Annotated in this window: 15 protein-coding genes; 10 read left to right on the forward strand and 5 right to left on the reverse strand. The window is 65.0% G+C overall.

What is annotated here, in order from left to right; genetic code table 11:
• Positions 1-65: 65 nt before the first annotated feature.
• The 4 genes from JHX88_RS06255 to JHX88_RS06270 form a co-directional block, all read right to left on the reverse strand.
• Positions 66-989 carry a 2-hydroxyacid dehydrogenase gene (locus JHX88_RS06255; protein WP_076525102.1) on the reverse strand — a complete coding sequence of 308 codons (924 nt, stop codon included), beginning with the start codon at positions 987-989 and terminating at the stop codon, positions 66-68.
• Positions 986-1,720, reverse strand: a complete 735-nt coding sequence (locus JHX88_RS06260; RefSeq protein WP_076525455.1) for an amino acid ABC transporter ATP-binding protein — start codon at positions 1,718-1,720, stop codon at positions 986-988. Before JHX88_RS06260 ends, JHX88_RS06255 begins: the two co-directional genes overlap by 4 nt.
• Before the next feature lie 251 nt (positions 1,721-1,971).
• The gene (gene cbiB, locus JHX88_RS06265) at positions 1,972-2,880 is read right to left on the reverse strand and encodes an adenosylcobinamide-phosphate synthase CbiB (RefSeq protein ID WP_076525099.1); all 909 of its coding nucleotides are present in this window, start codon (positions 2,878-2,880) and stop codon (positions 1,972-1,974) included.
• Positions 2,868-3,422: a histidine phosphatase family protein gene (locus JHX88_RS06270; RefSeq protein ID WP_076525096.1), complete on the reverse strand. Its 555-nt coding sequence runs from the start codon at positions 3,420-3,422 to the stop codon at positions 2,868-2,870. The genes cbiB and JHX88_RS06270 overlap by 13 nt, the downstream gene beginning before the upstream one ends.
• A gap of 176 nt (positions 3,423-3,598) precedes the next feature.
• On the opposite strand from JHX88_RS06270, the gene JHX88_RS06275 reads away from it, so the two are divergent.
• The 10 genes from JHX88_RS06275 to JHX88_RS06320 all read left to right on the forward strand — a co-directional run bounded on the left by JHX88_RS06275 (position 3,599) and on the right by JHX88_RS06320 (position 13,922).
• A complete protein-coding gene (locus tag JHX88_RS06275) occupies positions 3,599-4,759 on the forward strand; it encodes an isovaleryl-CoA dehydrogenase (protein ID WP_076525094.1) in 1,161 nt (386 codons plus the stop codon).
• Positions 4,759-5,289: a lysozyme inhibitor LprI family protein gene (locus JHX88_RS06280; protein ID WP_076525092.1), complete on the forward strand. Its 531-nt coding sequence runs from the start codon at positions 4,759-4,761 to the stop codon at positions 5,287-5,289. The genes JHX88_RS06275 and JHX88_RS06280 overlap by 1 nt, the downstream gene beginning before the upstream one ends.
• 75 nt (positions 5,290-5,364) lie before the next feature.
• Positions 5,365-5,862, forward strand: coding sequence for a lysozyme inhibitor LprI family protein (locus JHX88_RS06285; RefSeq protein ID WP_084203064.1), 498 nt, complete (start codon positions 5,365-5,367; stop codon positions 5,860-5,862).
• The gene (locus JHX88_RS06290; protein WP_076525090.1) at positions 5,859-7,412 is read left to right on the forward strand and encodes an AMP-binding protein; all 1,554 of its coding nucleotides are present in this window, start codon (positions 5,859-5,861) and stop codon (positions 7,410-7,412) included. The genes JHX88_RS06285 and JHX88_RS06290 overlap by 4 nt, the downstream gene beginning before the upstream one ends.
• A 63-nt stretch (positions 7,413-7,475) precedes the next feature.
• Complete coding sequence (locus tag JHX88_RS06295) at positions 7,476-9,080, forward strand: carboxyl transferase domain-containing protein (protein ID WP_076525088.1); 1,605 nt, start codon at positions 7,476-7,478, stop codon at positions 9,078-9,080.
• Positions 9,081-9,138: 58 nt separating this feature from the next.
• Complete coding sequence (locus JHX88_RS06300) at positions 9,139-9,624, forward strand: O-acetyl-ADP-ribose deacetylase (protein WP_076525086.1); 486 nt, start codon at positions 9,139-9,141, stop codon at positions 9,622-9,624.
• A 79-nt stretch (positions 9,625-9,703) separates the two neighbouring features.
• A complete protein-coding gene (locus JHX88_RS06305; protein ID WP_076525084.1) occupies positions 9,704-11,629 on the forward strand; it encodes an acetyl-CoA carboxylase biotin carboxylase subunit in 1,926 nt (641 codons plus the stop codon).
• Positions 11,626-12,291 carry a glutathione S-transferase family protein gene (locus JHX88_RS06310; protein ID WP_076525083.1) on the forward strand — a complete coding sequence of 222 codons (666 nt, stop codon included), beginning with the start codon at positions 11,626-11,628 and terminating at the stop codon, positions 12,289-12,291. Before JHX88_RS06305 ends, JHX88_RS06310 begins: the two co-directional genes overlap by 4 nt.
• Positions 12,284-13,147 (forward strand): hydroxymethylglutaryl-CoA lyase, encoded by an 864-nt coding sequence (locus JHX88_RS06315; RefSeq protein ID WP_076525081.1) that lies wholly within the window; start codon positions 12,284-12,286, stop codon positions 13,145-13,147. Before JHX88_RS06310 ends, JHX88_RS06315 begins: the two co-directional genes overlap by 8 nt.
• On the forward strand, positions 13,140-13,922 hold the full coding sequence (locus JHX88_RS06320; protein ID WP_076525080.1) for a crotonase/enoyl-CoA hydratase family protein: 783 nt from the start codon (positions 13,140-13,142) through the stop codon (positions 13,920-13,922). The genes JHX88_RS06315 and JHX88_RS06320 overlap by 8 nt, the downstream gene beginning before the upstream one ends.
• Here JHX88_RS06320 and JHX88_RS06325 read toward each other — a convergent pair.
• A complete protein-coding gene (locus JHX88_RS06325; RefSeq protein WP_084203026.1) occupies positions 13,879-14,721 on the reverse strand; it encodes a DUF817 domain-containing protein in 843 nt (280 codons plus the stop codon). The two genes, JHX88_RS06320 and JHX88_RS06325, sit on opposite strands and share 44 nt — an antisense overlap.
• Positions 14,722-14,761 lie beyond the last annotated feature (40 nt).

Here is a 14,761-nt window from a genome sequence, read left to right on the forward strand (position 1 = left end):
GCTATGCGCCGGTTCCGCTTCACCATGAGGTCGCAGGTGTCCCGCCAACCGATCTTCCGCAGATGTCAGCCTTGCTCGTAAGGCGTCGGCAGGGGACGGCCCGCGAAATAGGCGTCGATATTGTCCAGCACCAGTTGTGCCATCGCGCGCCGCGCCTCTGTGGTGGCCGAGCCGATATGCGGGGCCAGAACGCAATTCGGCGCCTCCAGCAGGGAGGGCGGCACATTCGGCTCGTCATCGAAGACATCCAGCCCGGCACCGGCGATCTGGCCGGATTGCAGCGCATGCGCCAGCGCGGCGGTCTCGACCACCGGGCCGCGGGCGACATTGACCACGACCCCCCGAGGCCCGAGCGCCGTCAGGATCTCCGCATCGACGAGGCCACGGTTTTCGGCTCCTCCGGCGGCGGTGACGAAAAGCAGGTCACAATCGCGCGCCAGGGAAAGCGGGTCGGGACGATAGCTGTCGGGCACCCCCGGTTTTTCGGAGCGGGCGGTATAAAGAACCTCCATCCCCATGCCGCGCAGCAGATCGGCCAGCTTGCGCCCGATCCGCCCATAACCGAGGATTCCCGCCCGGCGTTCCAGCACCGACATGCCCAGGGGCAGCTTGTTCTTGTCAGCCCAGGCCCCGGAGCGGATGAAGCGATCTCCCTCGGCGATGCGGCGACCGGCGGCTAATGCCAGGCCAAGCGCCATTTCGGCCACGGCGAGGGACAGCACGTCGGGGGTCGTGGTCACGGCAATGCCGCGGCGGCGCGCCTCGGGCAGATCGACGGCATCGACGCCGACACCGTTCACCGCGATCAGCCGCAGGGCAGGCAGCGCCGCCATCTGCTTGGCGGACAGCCCGAGGCCGCCGGTGGTCAGCACCACCTCGACATCCGTCGCTGCGGCGATGTCGCGGATGACCTGGTAAGTCGTGGTCAGGCGATCAGCCACGTCCTGCGGTTCGAGTTTGGCAAGGCTCAGAATGCGTGGAAGGCTCATGCGATTTGTCCAAGGAAGTTTTGCAGGCGTTGATTTTTCGGAGCGCCGAAGAAACTGTCGGGGGCGTTTTCCTCGACGATCACGCCCTTGTCCATGAAGATCACCCGGTCGGCCACGGCGCGGGCGAATTCCATCTCATGCGTCACGCAAAGCATCGTCATTCCCTCGCGGGCAAGATCGATCATCGTGTCCAGAACCTCCTTGACCATCTCGGGATCCAGTGCCGAGGTCGGCTCGTCGAACAGCATGATGCGGGGCTTCATGCACAGGGCGCGGGCGATGGCCACGCGCTGCTGCTGTCCGCCGGATAGTTGCGCCGGATATTTTTCCGCCTGTTCGGGGATCTTCACCCGCTCCAGATAGTGCCGCGCGGTTTCCTCGGCCTCGGCGCGCGGGATCTTGCGGGTCTTCATCGGGGCGAGCATGCAGTTTTCCAGCACGGTCATATGCGGGAACAGGTTGAAGCTTTGAAAGACCATGCCGACATCCTGGCGCACCTTGGCGACATTGTCGCCGCCCGCGGTCAGCTCGACCCCGTCCACGGTGATGGTGCCGGACTGGATCGCCTCCAGTTGATTGACGGTGCGGATCAGCGTCGATTTGCCCGAGCCGGACGGGCCGCAGATGACGATCCGTTCGCCCCGCTCGACAGTCAGATCGATATCGACCAGCGCATGAAAATCACCGTAGAACTTGTTCACGGCGCGCATGATGATGGCATGTTCGGTCATGATCGGTTTTCCCTTGAAAACTGCCCGGTGGTTGGTGGCCGGACATGTCATCGCTCGGTATTCTTCAACGAAACCGGGCAGGGGCTGCCCGACCATGTCTCGTGCCCCGCGTGGCCGTTGATACGGGGTTCATCGACGAAAATGCCGGTATTTTCAAGTGATGCCCCTCGAACCGGGGCGATGGCGAGAGCCAGTATCCGGAGTGGCGGGTCGAAAGTCCGGCTAAAACAGCGGATATTCGTTATTTTTACTCAAAGCAAAACCATCACCAGCAGCATGATTCCGCCCGCGATGATTGCCCGGCGATAGAGCGCCAGTGCCGGCTCGAAATCCTGGGCCACGGGGTCGCGATCCTCGCCATTCAGCCAGGGCTCTTGGGCGATCCGCTGACCATAAGCGCGTGGCCCCGACAGGCGCACGCGCAATGCGGCGGCCATTGCGGCCTCGGGCCAGCCCGCATTGGGCGAGCGATGGGCACCCGCATCGCGTCTTGCAATCCGCCAAGGATGCAGCGAACCCGAAGCGAGCGTAAACAGCAATGCCGTCAGCCGGGCCGGCAGCCAGTTCGCCGCATCGTCCAATCGCGCCGCGAAACGGCCGAATTCCTCGTGGCGCGGCGTTCGGTGCCCGATCATCGAATCCAGCGTGTTGATCGCCTTGTAGGCGGCGATCCCCGGCAGCCCGGCTACCGCAGCCCAGAACAGCGGCGCAACCACACCATCCGAGGCATTCTCTGCCAGGCTCTCGATGCTGGCCCGCGCAAGCGCGGCTTCGTCCGCACGGGTGACATCACGTCCCACGATCATCGAGGTCGCCTCGCGGGCGGCACCGAGATTGTCGGCCAGAAGCGGCCTCTCGACCGCCCGCAAATGGTCATGCAGGGATCGAGCCGCGACCAGCGGCCATGCGAGCAATCCGGCGATGACCGGCCCCAGCAAGGATTGCAGAAACAGCGCGGGCAAGACCGCCGCAGCTATGACGATCAGGCTGGCCGCCATTCCCTTGCCGAAGCGCTGTGCGCCCCGATTCATCTGGTTGTCCAACCGCGCGATCAGGTTGCCGATCCAGACGACCGGGTGGCCAAGGCGGCGATGGATCGCATCGGGCCAGCCGAAAAGCGCATCGACCAGCAATGCGATCAGGGCGGTCAGGGGGAACATCCTGCCTCCGCCGTCAGGTTCACTGCCTCGACCGCCCAGCCACTGCCGGTGTTTCGCATGATCGTCAGTGATAACGGGGAGATCGAAAAGGACAGTGCCGCCGGTCCCACGACCAGCGATAATGCCGCGCGGACCGTTCCGGCATGGGCGACGATCAAGGTATCATCCGTCAAAGCCTGCAACTCGGGTAAGACGCGGGCGGTCATGTCGTCGAAGCTTTCGCCCCCCTCGGGCCGATGGGCGGCGATCTGCTCTGGGGAGAGATCGCCGAGATCGGGTAAATCCTCGTAGCGCAGCCCTTCCCAATCGCCGTAATCCTGTTCCCATATGGCGGGATTGGTTCCGGCGATGTCCAGCCCCAACGCGGCGGCGGTCTGCAGGCATCGTTGCGCCGGGCTGCAGATCACCTGACCGGGATCGCCGATCATGTGCCGCATCCGCGCGCAGACGGTCGAATCGCTGCAATCGGCATCCACGTCGCGGCGCCCGGCCAGCCGTCCTCCGGTCACCGGGGGTGCATGGCGCAGAAGTTTCAGCCGCATGGATCCGTATCCCTGTATTCCACAATGCAGGCAGGACTAGCGCAATCCGGTCATGTCCAAAAGCTGCAATATTGACCTGCAGGGGGATCGGGCGCAGGCTTTGCTTGACGGAAGGCATCCGCTTGGCATAATCATATTAAATGAACGTATGTTCAATAAATGGGAGGAGGGGCGCGATGTTCACCCAGGGAATGCAATTCGATCTTGGCGAGGATGTGAACGCGTTGCGCGATATGGTGCATCGTTGGGCGCAGGAACGCGTCAAGCCCCTGGCGGGCGAGGTGGACAGCAAGAACGAGTTTCCCAACGAGCTCTGGACCGAGATGGGCGAATTGGGCCTTCTGGGCATGACCGTATCCGAGGAATATGGCGGCTCCGGCATGGGCTATCTGGCGCATGTGGTCGCAGTCGAGGAGATCGCCCGGGCATCGGCCTCGGTCAGCCTGTCCTATGGGGCACATTCGAACCTGTGTGTGAATCAGATCAAGCTGAACGGCACGGATGAGCAGCGGGCGAAATACCTGCCCCGGCTGTGCAGTGGCGAGGATGTCGGCGCGCTGGCCATGTCCGAGGAAGGGGCGGGCAGCGATGTCGTCAGCATGAAGCTGCGGGCCGAGAAGAAGAATGACCGCTACGTCCTGAACGGCAACAAATACTGGATCACCAACGCGCCGGATGCGCAGACGCTGGTGGTCTATGCCAAGACTGACCCGGATGCCGGCAGTAAGGGCATCACCGCCTTTATCGTCGAGCGCGGGATGCAGGGTTTCTCGACCAGCCCGCATTTCGACAAGCTGGGAATGCGCGGCTCGAACACCGGCGAGTTGATCTTCGAGAATTGCGAGATCCCCTTTGAGAATGTTCTGGGCGAGGAAGGCCGTGGCGTGCGCGTGTTGATGTCGGGCCTCGATTACGAGCGGCTGGTGCTGTCGGGCATCGGCACCGGGATCATGGCAGCCTGTCTGGACGAGGTGATGCCCTATGTCGCCGAGCGCAAGCAGTTCGGCCAGCCGATCGGGTCGTTCCAGCTCATGCAGGGCAAGATCGCCGATATGTATGTCGCCCTGAACACCGCGCGCGCCTATGTCTACGAGGTGGCCAGGGCCTGCGACGCGGGCAAGGTGACGCGGCAGGACGCGGCGGGCGCGGTGCTTTACGCCTCCGAGCAGGCGATGGTTCAGGCGCATCAGGCGGTGCAGGCCCTTGGTGGTGCCGGTTTCCTGAATGACAGCGTGGTCAGCCGCCTGTTCCGCGATGCCAAGCTGATGGAGATCGGCGCGGGCACCAGCGAAATCCGCCGGATGTTGATCGGGCGAGAGCTGATGGGGCTGGTCTGATGCGGGGACTCGTCATTGCATTCACGGTGATCGCGGGTGGGGCGATGGCGCAGGATGCCGAGCTGCCTGCCTTTGACCCGACTCTGCTGGAGACCTGCCTCGACAACGCCTCGCTACGCGCCGAGCAAGGCGACGACAAGGACGCGGAAAGCTGCATCGGCGTGGCCGCCGAGCAATGCATGGAAGGAGAGGGCGGTTATTCGACCTCTGGGATGTTCCAATGCCTGCAGCAAGAATCGGATTGGTGGGACGCGCGTCTGAACGATTCCTATTCCGCGTTGATGGCATCGGCGGAGAACATGGATCGCGAAGCCGCCGAGGGGGACTCTCCCGCTGGCGAGCAGGCACCGTTGCTGAAGGATATGCAGCGGCGCTGGATCGAGTTTCGTGACGCCGCCTGTGCCTATGAATATTCGCGGTGGGGCATGGGCTCGGGCCGGATTCCCGCCGGAGAGAATTGCCATATGATCCTGACCGCAAGGCAGGCGCTCTGGCTGGAGGAGTATCGCCGTGAGGATGGTGGAAACTGACCTCGCCTCACGAGGCTTTGCTTGAACGCCCGCGGTCTGGCGGGGTTGGGGGAGCATAGCCGTTTGGAGGACATCATGAAGCTGACGAGATCGATCACGATTGCCGCTTTCGCCATCAACCTCAACGCGTTGCCTGTCTTCGCCGGCGATGCCTCGGGGTTGGACCCGGCGGCGATCGACCAATGCATCGAGGCGGGAGAGGGCGGCGATTGCGCGGATGCCGGAATGCAGGCTTGCCGTGAATATGCAGAGACGAAATATACTGGGGACGATCCCGATTTCGTCGAGAAGAACTGTCTCGACGCCTCGCATCAGGCTTGGGAAGCCAAGTTGAGCGATATTTATCAGGCGCTGTTGGACAAAGAGGGCGACGCCGGGATCAAACCCCAGGAAATGCTGCGCCAGACCGAGCATGCCTGGATCGGTTTCCGTGATAGCCTGTGCAATTATGCGATGGAAGCGGCCAAAGCGCGCGAGGCAGGCGGTGATCTCGCCCGGTTGAAATGCCAAAGGGACGAGGCCGCGCGGCATTGGGCACTGCTGAATACCCGTCTGGAGGGGATGCGGGAATGACCACATTGACCTGCCATGACTATCCGGCACTGCGGCGCGATTTCCGTTGGGATTTCCCCGCCCGTCTGAACATGGCCGATCAATGCCTGTCGCATCATGGATCGCGCGTGGCGATCATCGAATATGACGGCACGCCGCATCCCGTGACCTATGCGGAACTGGCGCAAATGGCCGCGACATTGGCCCATGCATTGCAGGCGCAGCGGGGCGAGCGGGTGGCGGTTCTGCGCACGCAATCGGCCTGGACGGCGGCGGCGCATCTGGCAGTGTGGAAATCGGCGGCGATCTCGATCCCGTTGTTCAAGCTGTTCGGTCCCGAGGCGCTGGAACTGCGTCTGCGCGATGCCGGTGTCCGCACGGTGATCGCCGATGCCGAGGGGCGCGAGATGCTGCGCAGTTTCCCCGATCTTCGGGTGATCGTGCCCGAAGACGGGTTGCCTGAGGCAGGCCCCTTCGCCCCCCTGCCGACGGGCCCTGAAGACCCTGCGGTGATCATCTATACATCAGGCACGACCGGGGCACCCAAGGGCGCGCTGCATGGTCACCGCGTGCTGACCGGCCATCTGCCGGGCGTCGAGATGAGCCACGACCTGCTCGGCCAGCCCGGCGATTGCCTGTGGACGCCTGCGGATTGGGCATGGATCGGCGGATTGTTCGACGTGCTGATGCCGGGACTCGCGCTTGGCGTGCCGGTGGTGGCGGTCCGGATGCCCAAATTCGATCCTTCCGAAATGACCCGGCTGATCGCCGATTGCGGGGTGCGGAACATCTTTTTCCCACCGACCGCGCTGAAAATGTTGAAGGCCGCCGATATCTCCATCACCGGGTTGCGCTCGGTCGCATCCGGCGGAGAGACGCTCGGGGCCGAGATGCTGGATTGGGGGTGGCAGGCCTTTGGCCTGACGATCAACGAATTCTACGGCCAGACCGAATGCAACATGGTGGCTTCCTCGACCGCGTCGATGTTCGCCGCCCGTCCGGGGTCGATCGGCAAGGCCGTGCCGGGCTTCGATGTGCAGGTGATCGACGAAAGCGGCCAGCCGACCGATGCCGAGGGCGATATCGCCGTGCGGCGCGGGGCCGGGTCGATGATGCTGGAATACTGGAACCGCCCCGACGCGACGGCCGAGAAATTCCGCGGCGAGTGGCTGGTGACCGGTGACCGTGGCGTGATCGAGGATGGCTATATCCGCTTTGTGGGACGCGACGATGACGTGATCACATCGGCGGGCTATCGCATCGGCCCCTCCGAGATCGAGGATTGCCTGCTGAAACATCCCGCGGTCGCGCAGGCGGGGGTCGTCGGCAAGCCCGATCCCGTAAGAACGGAAATCGTCAAGGCTTACATCGTGTTGCGGGACGGGTTCGATCCATCGACAGATCTGGCCTCCGAGTTGCAATCCCACGCCAAACGATTTTCTGCCGCGCATTCCTACCCGCGCGAGATCGCCTTTCTCGACGCCCTTCCGATGACCGTGACCGGCAAGGTGATGCGGCGGGAATTGCGGAATCTGGCGATTGCCGAAATCGAGGGAGGCAGCGATGGATAGCGCATGTCCCTGCAACCGACGCCAGATGACGACCGAATTTTTCCAGATCGGAGCCCGCCGCGTATGAAACTCAAATCCGCAGCCCTGACCACGTCCGACGCATTCAAGGCCAATCGCGAAGCGCATGTGGCCCTGCTCGCCACCGCTCGCGAGGCCGCCGAGGCAGCCGCCGCCGGGGGCGGGACCAAGTCGATGGAGCGCCATGTCAGCCGCGGCAAGATGCCTCCGCGCGAACGGGTGGCGAACCTGCTCGATCCCGGCTCGCCCTTTCTCGAAATTGGCGCGACGGCGGCGCATGGCATGTATGATGGCGCGGCGCCCGGTGCCGGTGTGATTGCCGGGATCGGGCGGGTTCATGGCCAGGACGTGATGGTCGTCGCCAATGACGCGACGGTGAAGGGCGGCACCTATTACCCGATATCGGTGAAAAAACACCTCCGCGCCCAAGAGATCGCGGCGGAATGCCATCTGCCCTGCGTCTACCTTGTGGATAGCGGCGGCGCGAACCTGCCCAACCAGGACGAGGTCTTTCCCGACCGCGATCATTTCGGACGCATCTTTTACAATCAGGCGCAGATGTCGGCCAAGGGCATTCCGCAGATCGCCGTGGTCATGGGCTCCTGCACCGCGGGCGGCGCCTATGTGCCCGCCATGTCGGATGTGACGATCATCGTCCGCGATCAGGGCACGATCTTCCTCGCCGGTCCACCGCTGGTCAAGGCCGCCACCGGAGAGGTCGTGACGGCCGAGGATCTGGGCGGCGGCGACGTCCATACCCGCCTGTCCGGCGTCGCCGATTATCTGGCCGAGGACGATGCCCATGCGCTCGCGCAGGCCCGTCGCGCCATCGGCAATCTCAACCGCCGGATGCCCGAAAGCGTCCTCTGGCAATCGCCCGAACCCCCGGCTTATGACCCCGACGAGATCCTCGGAGTGGTGCCCGCCGATCTGCGTACACCCTATGACATCCGCGAGGTGATAGCCCGCACCGTGGACGGCTCGCGCTTCGACGAGTTCAAGGCGCGTTTCGGCGAGACGCTGGTGACGGGTTTCGCCCATGTCGAGGGCTGCCCGGTCGGCATTGTCGCCAATAACGGCGTGCTGTTCTCGGAAGCAGCGCAGAAAGGCGCGCATTTCATCGAGCTTTGCTCGCAACGCGGCATTCCGCTGGTGTTCCTGCAGAACATCACCGGCTTCATGGTCGGCCGGAAATACGAGAACGAGGGCATCGCCCGCCACGGCGCCAAGATGGTGACGGCGGTCGCCACGAGTTCGGTGCCCAAGATCACCATGCTGGTCGGCGGCTCTTTCGGGGCGGGGAACTATGGCATGGCGGGCCGCGCCTATTCGCCCCGCTTCCTGTGGACATGGCCCAATAGCCGGATCTCGGTGATGGGCGGGGAACAGGCGGCGGGCGTGCTGGCCACCGTCAAGCGCGACGGGATCGAGCGGCAGGGCGGCAGCTGGTCCGCCGAGGAAGAGGCGGAATTCAAGCGCCCCACGATCGAGATGTTCGAGCGCCAGTCGCACCCGCTCTATGCCTCGGCGCGGCTTTGGGATGACGGCATCATCGACCCGCGGAAAAGCCGCGAGGTGCTGGCCCTGTCGCTGCGCGCCAGCCTGAACGCGCCGATTGAACCGACGCGCTTCGGTGTCTTCCGGATGTGATTGTGGCGATGATGGATGCCTCCGGCGGGGATATTTTCATGAAGAAGAAGGGGCCGGAATGATACGGGTCTGGCAGGGAGATATCACCACATTGACCGTTGATGCCATCGTCAACGCGGCCAACGAGACGCTGCTTGGCGGCGGCGGTGTCGATGGAGCGATCCATCGCGCGGCAGGGCCCGGCTTGCTGGAGGAATGCCGCAGGATCGGTGGCTGCCCGACGGGGGAGGCGCGCATCACCGGCGGCTACGATCTGCCCGCCCGGCATGTCATCCATACGGTCGGCCCGATCTGGCGAGGGGGTGATCAGGGCGAGGACGACCTGCTTGCCTCGGCCTATCGCAACAGCCTCATGCTGGCCCGCGAGCACGGGTTCGCCAGCATCGCCTTCCCGGCGATCTCGACCGGCATCTACGGTTTTCCACCCGACCGCGCCGCTCGTATCGCCGTCGAGACGATCCGGGAACATGGCGAATCCTTTCAGGTGACGCTGGTCGCCTTTGACCACGCTGCTGCCCGGTATCTCGAAGAGGCGCTCGGATGACCTCTTCTTCTTCATGCAAATATCCCGCGGGGGTCCGGGGGCGCGAAGCCCCCGGCGGCCGCCAAGCCAAGGACCTGCCATGTTCCAGAAGATCCTGATTGCCAATCGCGGCGAAATCGCCTGCCGTGTCATTGTTTCCTGCCGCCGCATGGGCGTTGCAAGCGTCGCCGTCTATTCCGATGCCGACCGCGCCGCCCGCCATGTCGCCATGGCTGACGAGGCCGTGCATCTGGGCGGACCCGCTCCGGCTGACAGTTACCTGCAAGGTGACCGGATCATCGAAGCCGCCAAGGCCACCGGGGCGCAGGCGATCCATCCCGGTTACGGTTTCCTGTCCGAGAATCCCGATTTCGTGGATGCGGTCGAGGCAGCAGGGCTGGTCTTTATCGGCCCATCGGCCAAGGCGATCCGGGCGATGGGGCTGAAGGATGCCGCCAAGGCACTGATGGAAGAGGCCGGGGTGCCGGTCGTGCCGGGCTATCACGGTGCGGATCAGGACCCCGCCCACCTGGCGCAGGAGGCCGGGAGGATCGGCTACCCGGTGCTGATCAAGGCCGTTGCGGGTGGTGGCGGCAAGGGGATGCGCCGGGTGGACGATCCCGGCGAGTTCGCCGATGCGCTGGCCTCGGCGCAATCCGAGGCGAGGAATGCTTTCGGCAATCCCGATGTGCTGATCGAGAAATACATCCTGCAGCCCCGCCATATCGAGGTGCAGGTCTTTGGCGACGGGCATCGCGCGGTTCACCTGTTCGAGCGGGATTGCTCCCTGCAGCGCCGCCACCAGAAGGTGATCGAGGAAGCCCCGGCCCCCGGCATGACGCCCGAGATGCGCAAGGTCATGGGCGCCGCCGCCACCCGCGCCGCCGAGGCGATCGGCTACAAGGGCGCGGGCACGATCGAGTTCATCGTCGATGGCAGCGAGGGGCTGCGGCCCGATGGTTTCTGGTTCATGGAGATGAATACCCGGCTGCAGGTCGAGCATCCCGTGACCGAGGCGATCACCGGCATCGATCTGGTCGAATGGCAGCTGCGCGTCGCCAGTGGCGAGCCCTTGCCCGCCCGGCAGGAGGATCTGCGGATCACCGGCCATGCCTTCGAGGCGCGGCTGTATGCCGAGGATGTCCCTGCGGGTTTCCTGCCCGCGACCGGACGGCTGGCGCATCTGCAATTCCCCGATGCCGCGCGGATCGAGACCGGCGTGCGGCAGGGCGATGCGATCAGCCCGTGGTACGATCCGATGATCGCCAAGATCGTGACCCATGGCCCGACCCGCGCGGTCGCCTTGCGAGCGCTGGAATCGGCCCTTGTCGATACCGAGGTGGCGGGCTCGGTCACCAATCTGGATTTCCTGATCGCGCTGACCCGGCATGAGGGCTTTCGCGAGGGCGAGGTGGATACCGGGCTGATCGGCAGCGACCTCGATGCTCTGGTCGCCGCCGCCGAAGCCGATCCCCGTGTCAGGGCGCTGGCGGTGGTCGGGCTGGCCGGGCTGGCCGACCCGCAGGTGAAGGGCGGGGCGACGCTCTGGCAGCCGCTGCGCCGGACAATCGCGTGGGAGGGCGGCGAGGCGGTGCTGGAGGTGCTTGGCCCCGGTGCCGCTCGGGTCACGCTGGACGGCACCGGCCACGAGGTGCGCTGGCAGGGCGGGCGCTGGTGGGTGGACGAGACCCTGATGCGTCACCGGATCGTCAGCCATGATGCCGGGGTCAGCGTCTTCGGGGGCCGCACCGTGCATCTGGTGCCGCTCGACCCGCTGGCCCGCGATGCCGCCGCCGCGGGTGACGAGGTCACGCTGGCGCCCATGCCGGGGCTGGTGAAATCCGTGCATGTGAAGGCCGGGCAGGCGGTGAAGGCGGGCGACCGGCTCGCCGTGCTGGAAGCGATGAAGATGGAGCACAGCTTGACCGCATGGCGCGACGGCGTGGTGGCCGAGGTGATGGCGAGCGCCGGGGATCAGGTCGAGGCGGGCGCGCCGCTGATCCGGCTGGAGGAGGAAGAGGAATGAGCGATAATCCCGTCCTGTGGCATGTGCCGCTGTCGCGCTCGATGCGGGTGCGCTGGCTGCTCGAGGAAATCGGCTGCGATTACGAGCTGCGCGAATTGTCGTTCTTCGACAAGTCCATGCGCCAGCCTCCCTATAGCGATATCCATCCGGCGGGGCGTGTTCCCGCGCTGCAGGTGGACGGGCACCTGATCCGCGAATCCGGCGCCTGCATCGAGTATCTCTGCGAGACCCGCGCCCCTGAACTGATGCGCGCGCCCGGCGCCGAGGGGCGGGCCGATTGGCTGAACTGGCTGCATTTCGCCGAGACATTGGGACAGCATCTGGCCAACCTGACCCAGCATCACATCGTGCTGCGCGAGGATTACATGCGCTCGCCCACCGTGATGCGGCTGGAGGCGGCGCGCCTGTCGCGCACGCTCGGGCTGGTGGCGCAGACCGTCGCCGGGCAGGACTGGCTGATGCCCGAGGGTTTCTCGGGCGTCGATTGCGCGGTGGGTTATTCCGTCTATATCGCCGCGCGTTTCGTGCGCTTCGATGACCGCCCCGCGCTGATCGCCTATCTGGAGCGTTGCAAGGCGCGTCCGGCTTTCCGTGCGACCCTGCCAAAACCGGGCGATCAGTTGATCTATGCCAAGGAATTCTACGAGGTGCCCGATGCCTGAGACGGTCGAGATATTCGAGATGGGCCCCCGTGACGGGCTGCAGAATGAAAAGCGCCTGATCCCGGCGGCGGAAAAGATCGCGCTGGTCGATCTGCTCTCGACGGCCGGTTTCCGGCGGATCGAGGTGACCAGCTTCGTCTCTCCGAAATGGGTGCCGCAGATGGGCGACGCCGCCGAGGTCATGGCCGGGATCACCCGCAGGCCCGGAGTCAGCTATGCGGTACTGACGCCGAACATGAAGGGTTACGAGGGGGCGAAAGCTGCGCGGGCCAGCGAGGTGGCGATCTTCGCCAGCGCATCCGAGGGCTTCAGCAAGGCCAATCTGAACGCGACGATCGCCGAGTCGCTGGAACGCTTCGCCCCTGTGGCCGAGGCCGCGCAGGCCGACGGAATTCCCGTGCGCGGCTATATCAGCGTCGTGACGGATTGCCCCTTTGACGGCCCTACGCCCCCGGCCAATGTGGCCCGCGTGGCGGCGGCGCTGCGCGAGTTGGGCTGCTACGAGGTCAGCCTTGGCGACACGATCGGCCAGGGCCGCCCTGAAACCATCGACGCAATGCTGTCGGCGGTTCTGAACGAGTTGCCGCCGGAACGGCTCGCCGGACATTATCACGACACCGCTGGCCGGGCGCTCGAGAATATCGACGCTTCACTGGCACGCGGGCTGCGCGTGTTCGATGCGGCGGTCGGGGGATTGGGCGGCTGCCCCTATGCGCCCGGTGCCAAGGGAAATGTCGCGACCGAGGCTGTGGCGGCGCATCTGGCGGCGGTCGGTCATGCGACCGGGCTGGACATGGAGGTGATCGAAAGGGCCGCGGCAATGGCGCGTGCCATGCGGGAGGATGAAGATGTTTGAGACGATCCGGATCGAGACCGATGCGCGCGGCGTCGCCAAATTATGGATGGCGCGCCCCGACAAGCATAACGCGCTCTCGCAGCAACTGATCGAGGATCTGACGGCGGCGGCGGCGCAGCTTGGCGCCGATCCGGCGGTGCGGGTCGTGGTGCTTGCGGGCGAGGGGGCCAGCTTCTGCGCCGGCGGGGATCTGGGCTGGATGAAGCAGCAGATCGCCGCCGATGCCGGGACAAGGCGGGCGGGCGCACGGGTTCTGGCCGGGATGCTTTCGGCGCTGAACCTTTTGCCCAAGCCCTTGATCGCGCGGGTGCATGGCAATGCCTTTGGCGGCGGAATCGGGATGATGTCGGTCTGCGATATCGCCATCGCCGCCGAGACCGCGAAATTCGGACTGACCGAGGTCAAGCTTGGCCTGATCCCGGCGACCATCGGCCCCTATGTGCTGGCCCGGATGGGCGAGGACCGGGCGCGGCGGGTGTTCTTTTCCGGGCGGATCTTCGATGCGTCCGAGGCGCTGGCGCTGAACCTTGTCGCGCGGGTCGTTGCTCCGGAGGATCTCGACAAGGCGGTCGAGGCCGAGATCGCGCCTTTCCTTCTTGGCGCGCCAGGTGCGATCGCGGCGGCCAAGGCGCAGTGCCGCTTTCTCGGTCCGCGCATCACGGAAGCCGAGATCGAGGACAGCATCGACCGGCTGGTCGCGGTCTGGGAAGGGCAGGAGGCCCCCGAGGGCATCAGCGCCTTCTTCGAGAAACGTAAACCGGGCTGGCAGAGCTGAGGGCTTCCGGGGACGGGGTCGGATGATCGGCCTGCGTGGTGCGTTCCGGGCGTTCGGGGGCAGCGGAGCGGATCGCATCTCGCGCGGCAATGGTCACGGTCACGAAGCTGACATAGAGCAGCAGGTACCACGACCCGATCTTGGCGAATGAGACATGGTCCAGCGCGGACTGCCCGGCATAGATCCATGTGCCGGTCAGGGTGCCGATATTCTCGGCGATCCACAGGAACAGGCTGGTCAGGAAGGCCGCGACGGGCAGGGGCATCCAGTACCAGCCGTTCAGCCTGAACCAGATGCGCGTCCGGCCGAAAAGCAGGACCGTTGCCGCGAACAGGACCAGCCTTATATCGGGCAGAAAATGATGCGCGAAGAAATTGACATAGATCGCGACGGCCAGCAGCACCGTCAGGGCGAATGGCGGATAGGGCGAAAATCGCATGTCGAAGATACGGATCACCCGCGCCATGTAGGACCCGACCGAGGCATACATGAAGCCCGAGAACAGCGGCACACCCCATAGCTTGAACAGCCCCGCCTCGGGATAGGCCCATGATCCGGCACCGACCTTGAAGATCTCCATCGCGGTGCCGGTCAGGTGGAACAGCAGGATCACGCGGGCCTCGGTCAGGCTCTCCAGCCGGAAGATCAGGAAAGCGGCCTGCGTTAGCAGCGCGAACAGGAACAGCGCGTCATAGCGTTGCAGCGCCCAGTCCGGCGACCAGACGGCACGGGTGACAAGGATCGCGAGCAGCATGAGCCCGCCGAACAGGCAGGCCCATCCCTGTTTGAGCACGAACATGGAGAACTCGACTGCCCAATGGGGCAGCCGGGTCCGCGCC

Origin of the sequence: Paracoccus saliphilus (assembly GCF_028553805.1) — a bacterium.
Taxonomy (GTDB): Bacteria; Pseudomonadota; Alphaproteobacteria; order Rhodobacterales; family Rhodobacteraceae; genus Paracoccus; species Paracoccus saliphilus.

What these genes read in the sequence shown, in the direction of transcription:
- JHX88_RS06310 (WP_076525083.1), top strand. Translation starts at nt 11,626, where the DNA reads ATGAGCGATAATCCCGTCCTGTGGCATGTGCCGCTGTCGCGCTCGATG.
- JHX88_RS06295 (WP_076525088.1), top strand. Translation starts at nt 7,476, where the DNA reads ATGAAACTCAAATCCGCAGCCCTGACCACGTCCGACGCATTCAAGGCC.
- JHX88_RS06320 (WP_076525080.1), top strand. Translation starts at nt 13,140, where the DNA reads ATGTTTGAGACGATCCGGATCGAGACCGATGCGCGCGGCGTCGCCAAA.
- JHX88_RS06255 (WP_076525102.1), bottom strand. Translation starts at nt 989, where the DNA reads ATGAGCCTTCCACGCATTCTGAGCCTTGCCAAACTCGAACCGCAGGAC.
- JHX88_RS06275 (WP_076525094.1), top strand. Translation starts at nt 3,599, where the DNA reads ATGTTCACCCAGGGAATGCAATTCGATCTTGGCGAGGATGTGAACGCG.
- JHX88_RS06270 (WP_076525096.1), bottom strand. Translation starts at nt 3,422, where the DNA reads ATGCGGCTGAAACTTCTGCGCCATGCACCCCCGGTGACCGGAGGACGG.
- cbiB (WP_076525099.1), bottom strand. Translation starts at nt 2,880, where the DNA reads ATGTTCCCCCTGACCGCCCTGATCGCATTGCTGGTCGATGCGCTTTTC.
- JHX88_RS06290 (WP_076525090.1), top strand. Translation starts at nt 5,859, where the DNA reads ATGACCACATTGACCTGCCATGACTATCCGGCACTGCGGCGCGATTTC.
- JHX88_RS06325 (WP_084203026.1), bottom strand. Translation starts at nt 14,721, where the DNA reads ATGTTCGTGCTCAAACAGGGATGGGCCTGCCTGTTCGGCGGGCTCATG.
- JHX88_RS06285 (WP_084203064.1), top strand. Translation starts at nt 5,365, where the DNA reads ATGAAGCTGACGAGATCGATCACGATTGCCGCTTTCGCCATCAACCTC.
- JHX88_RS06305 (WP_076525084.1), top strand. Translation starts at nt 9,704, where the DNA reads ATGTTCCAGAAGATCCTGATTGCCAATCGCGGCGAAATCGCCTGCCGT.
- JHX88_RS06315 (WP_076525081.1), top strand. Translation starts at nt 12,284, where the DNA reads ATGCCTGAGACGGTCGAGATATTCGAGATGGGCCCCCGTGACGGGCTG.
- JHX88_RS06280 (WP_076525092.1), top strand. Translation starts at nt 4,759, where the DNA reads ATGCGGGGACTCGTCATTGCATTCACGGTGATCGCGGGTGGGGCGATG.
- JHX88_RS06260 (WP_076525455.1), bottom strand. Translation starts at nt 1,720, where the DNA reads ATGACCGAACATGCCATCATCATGCGCGCCGTGAACAAGTTCTACGGT.
- JHX88_RS06300 (WP_076525086.1), top strand. Translation starts at nt 9,139, where the DNA reads ATGATACGGGTCTGGCAGGGAGATATCACCACATTGACCGTTGATGCC.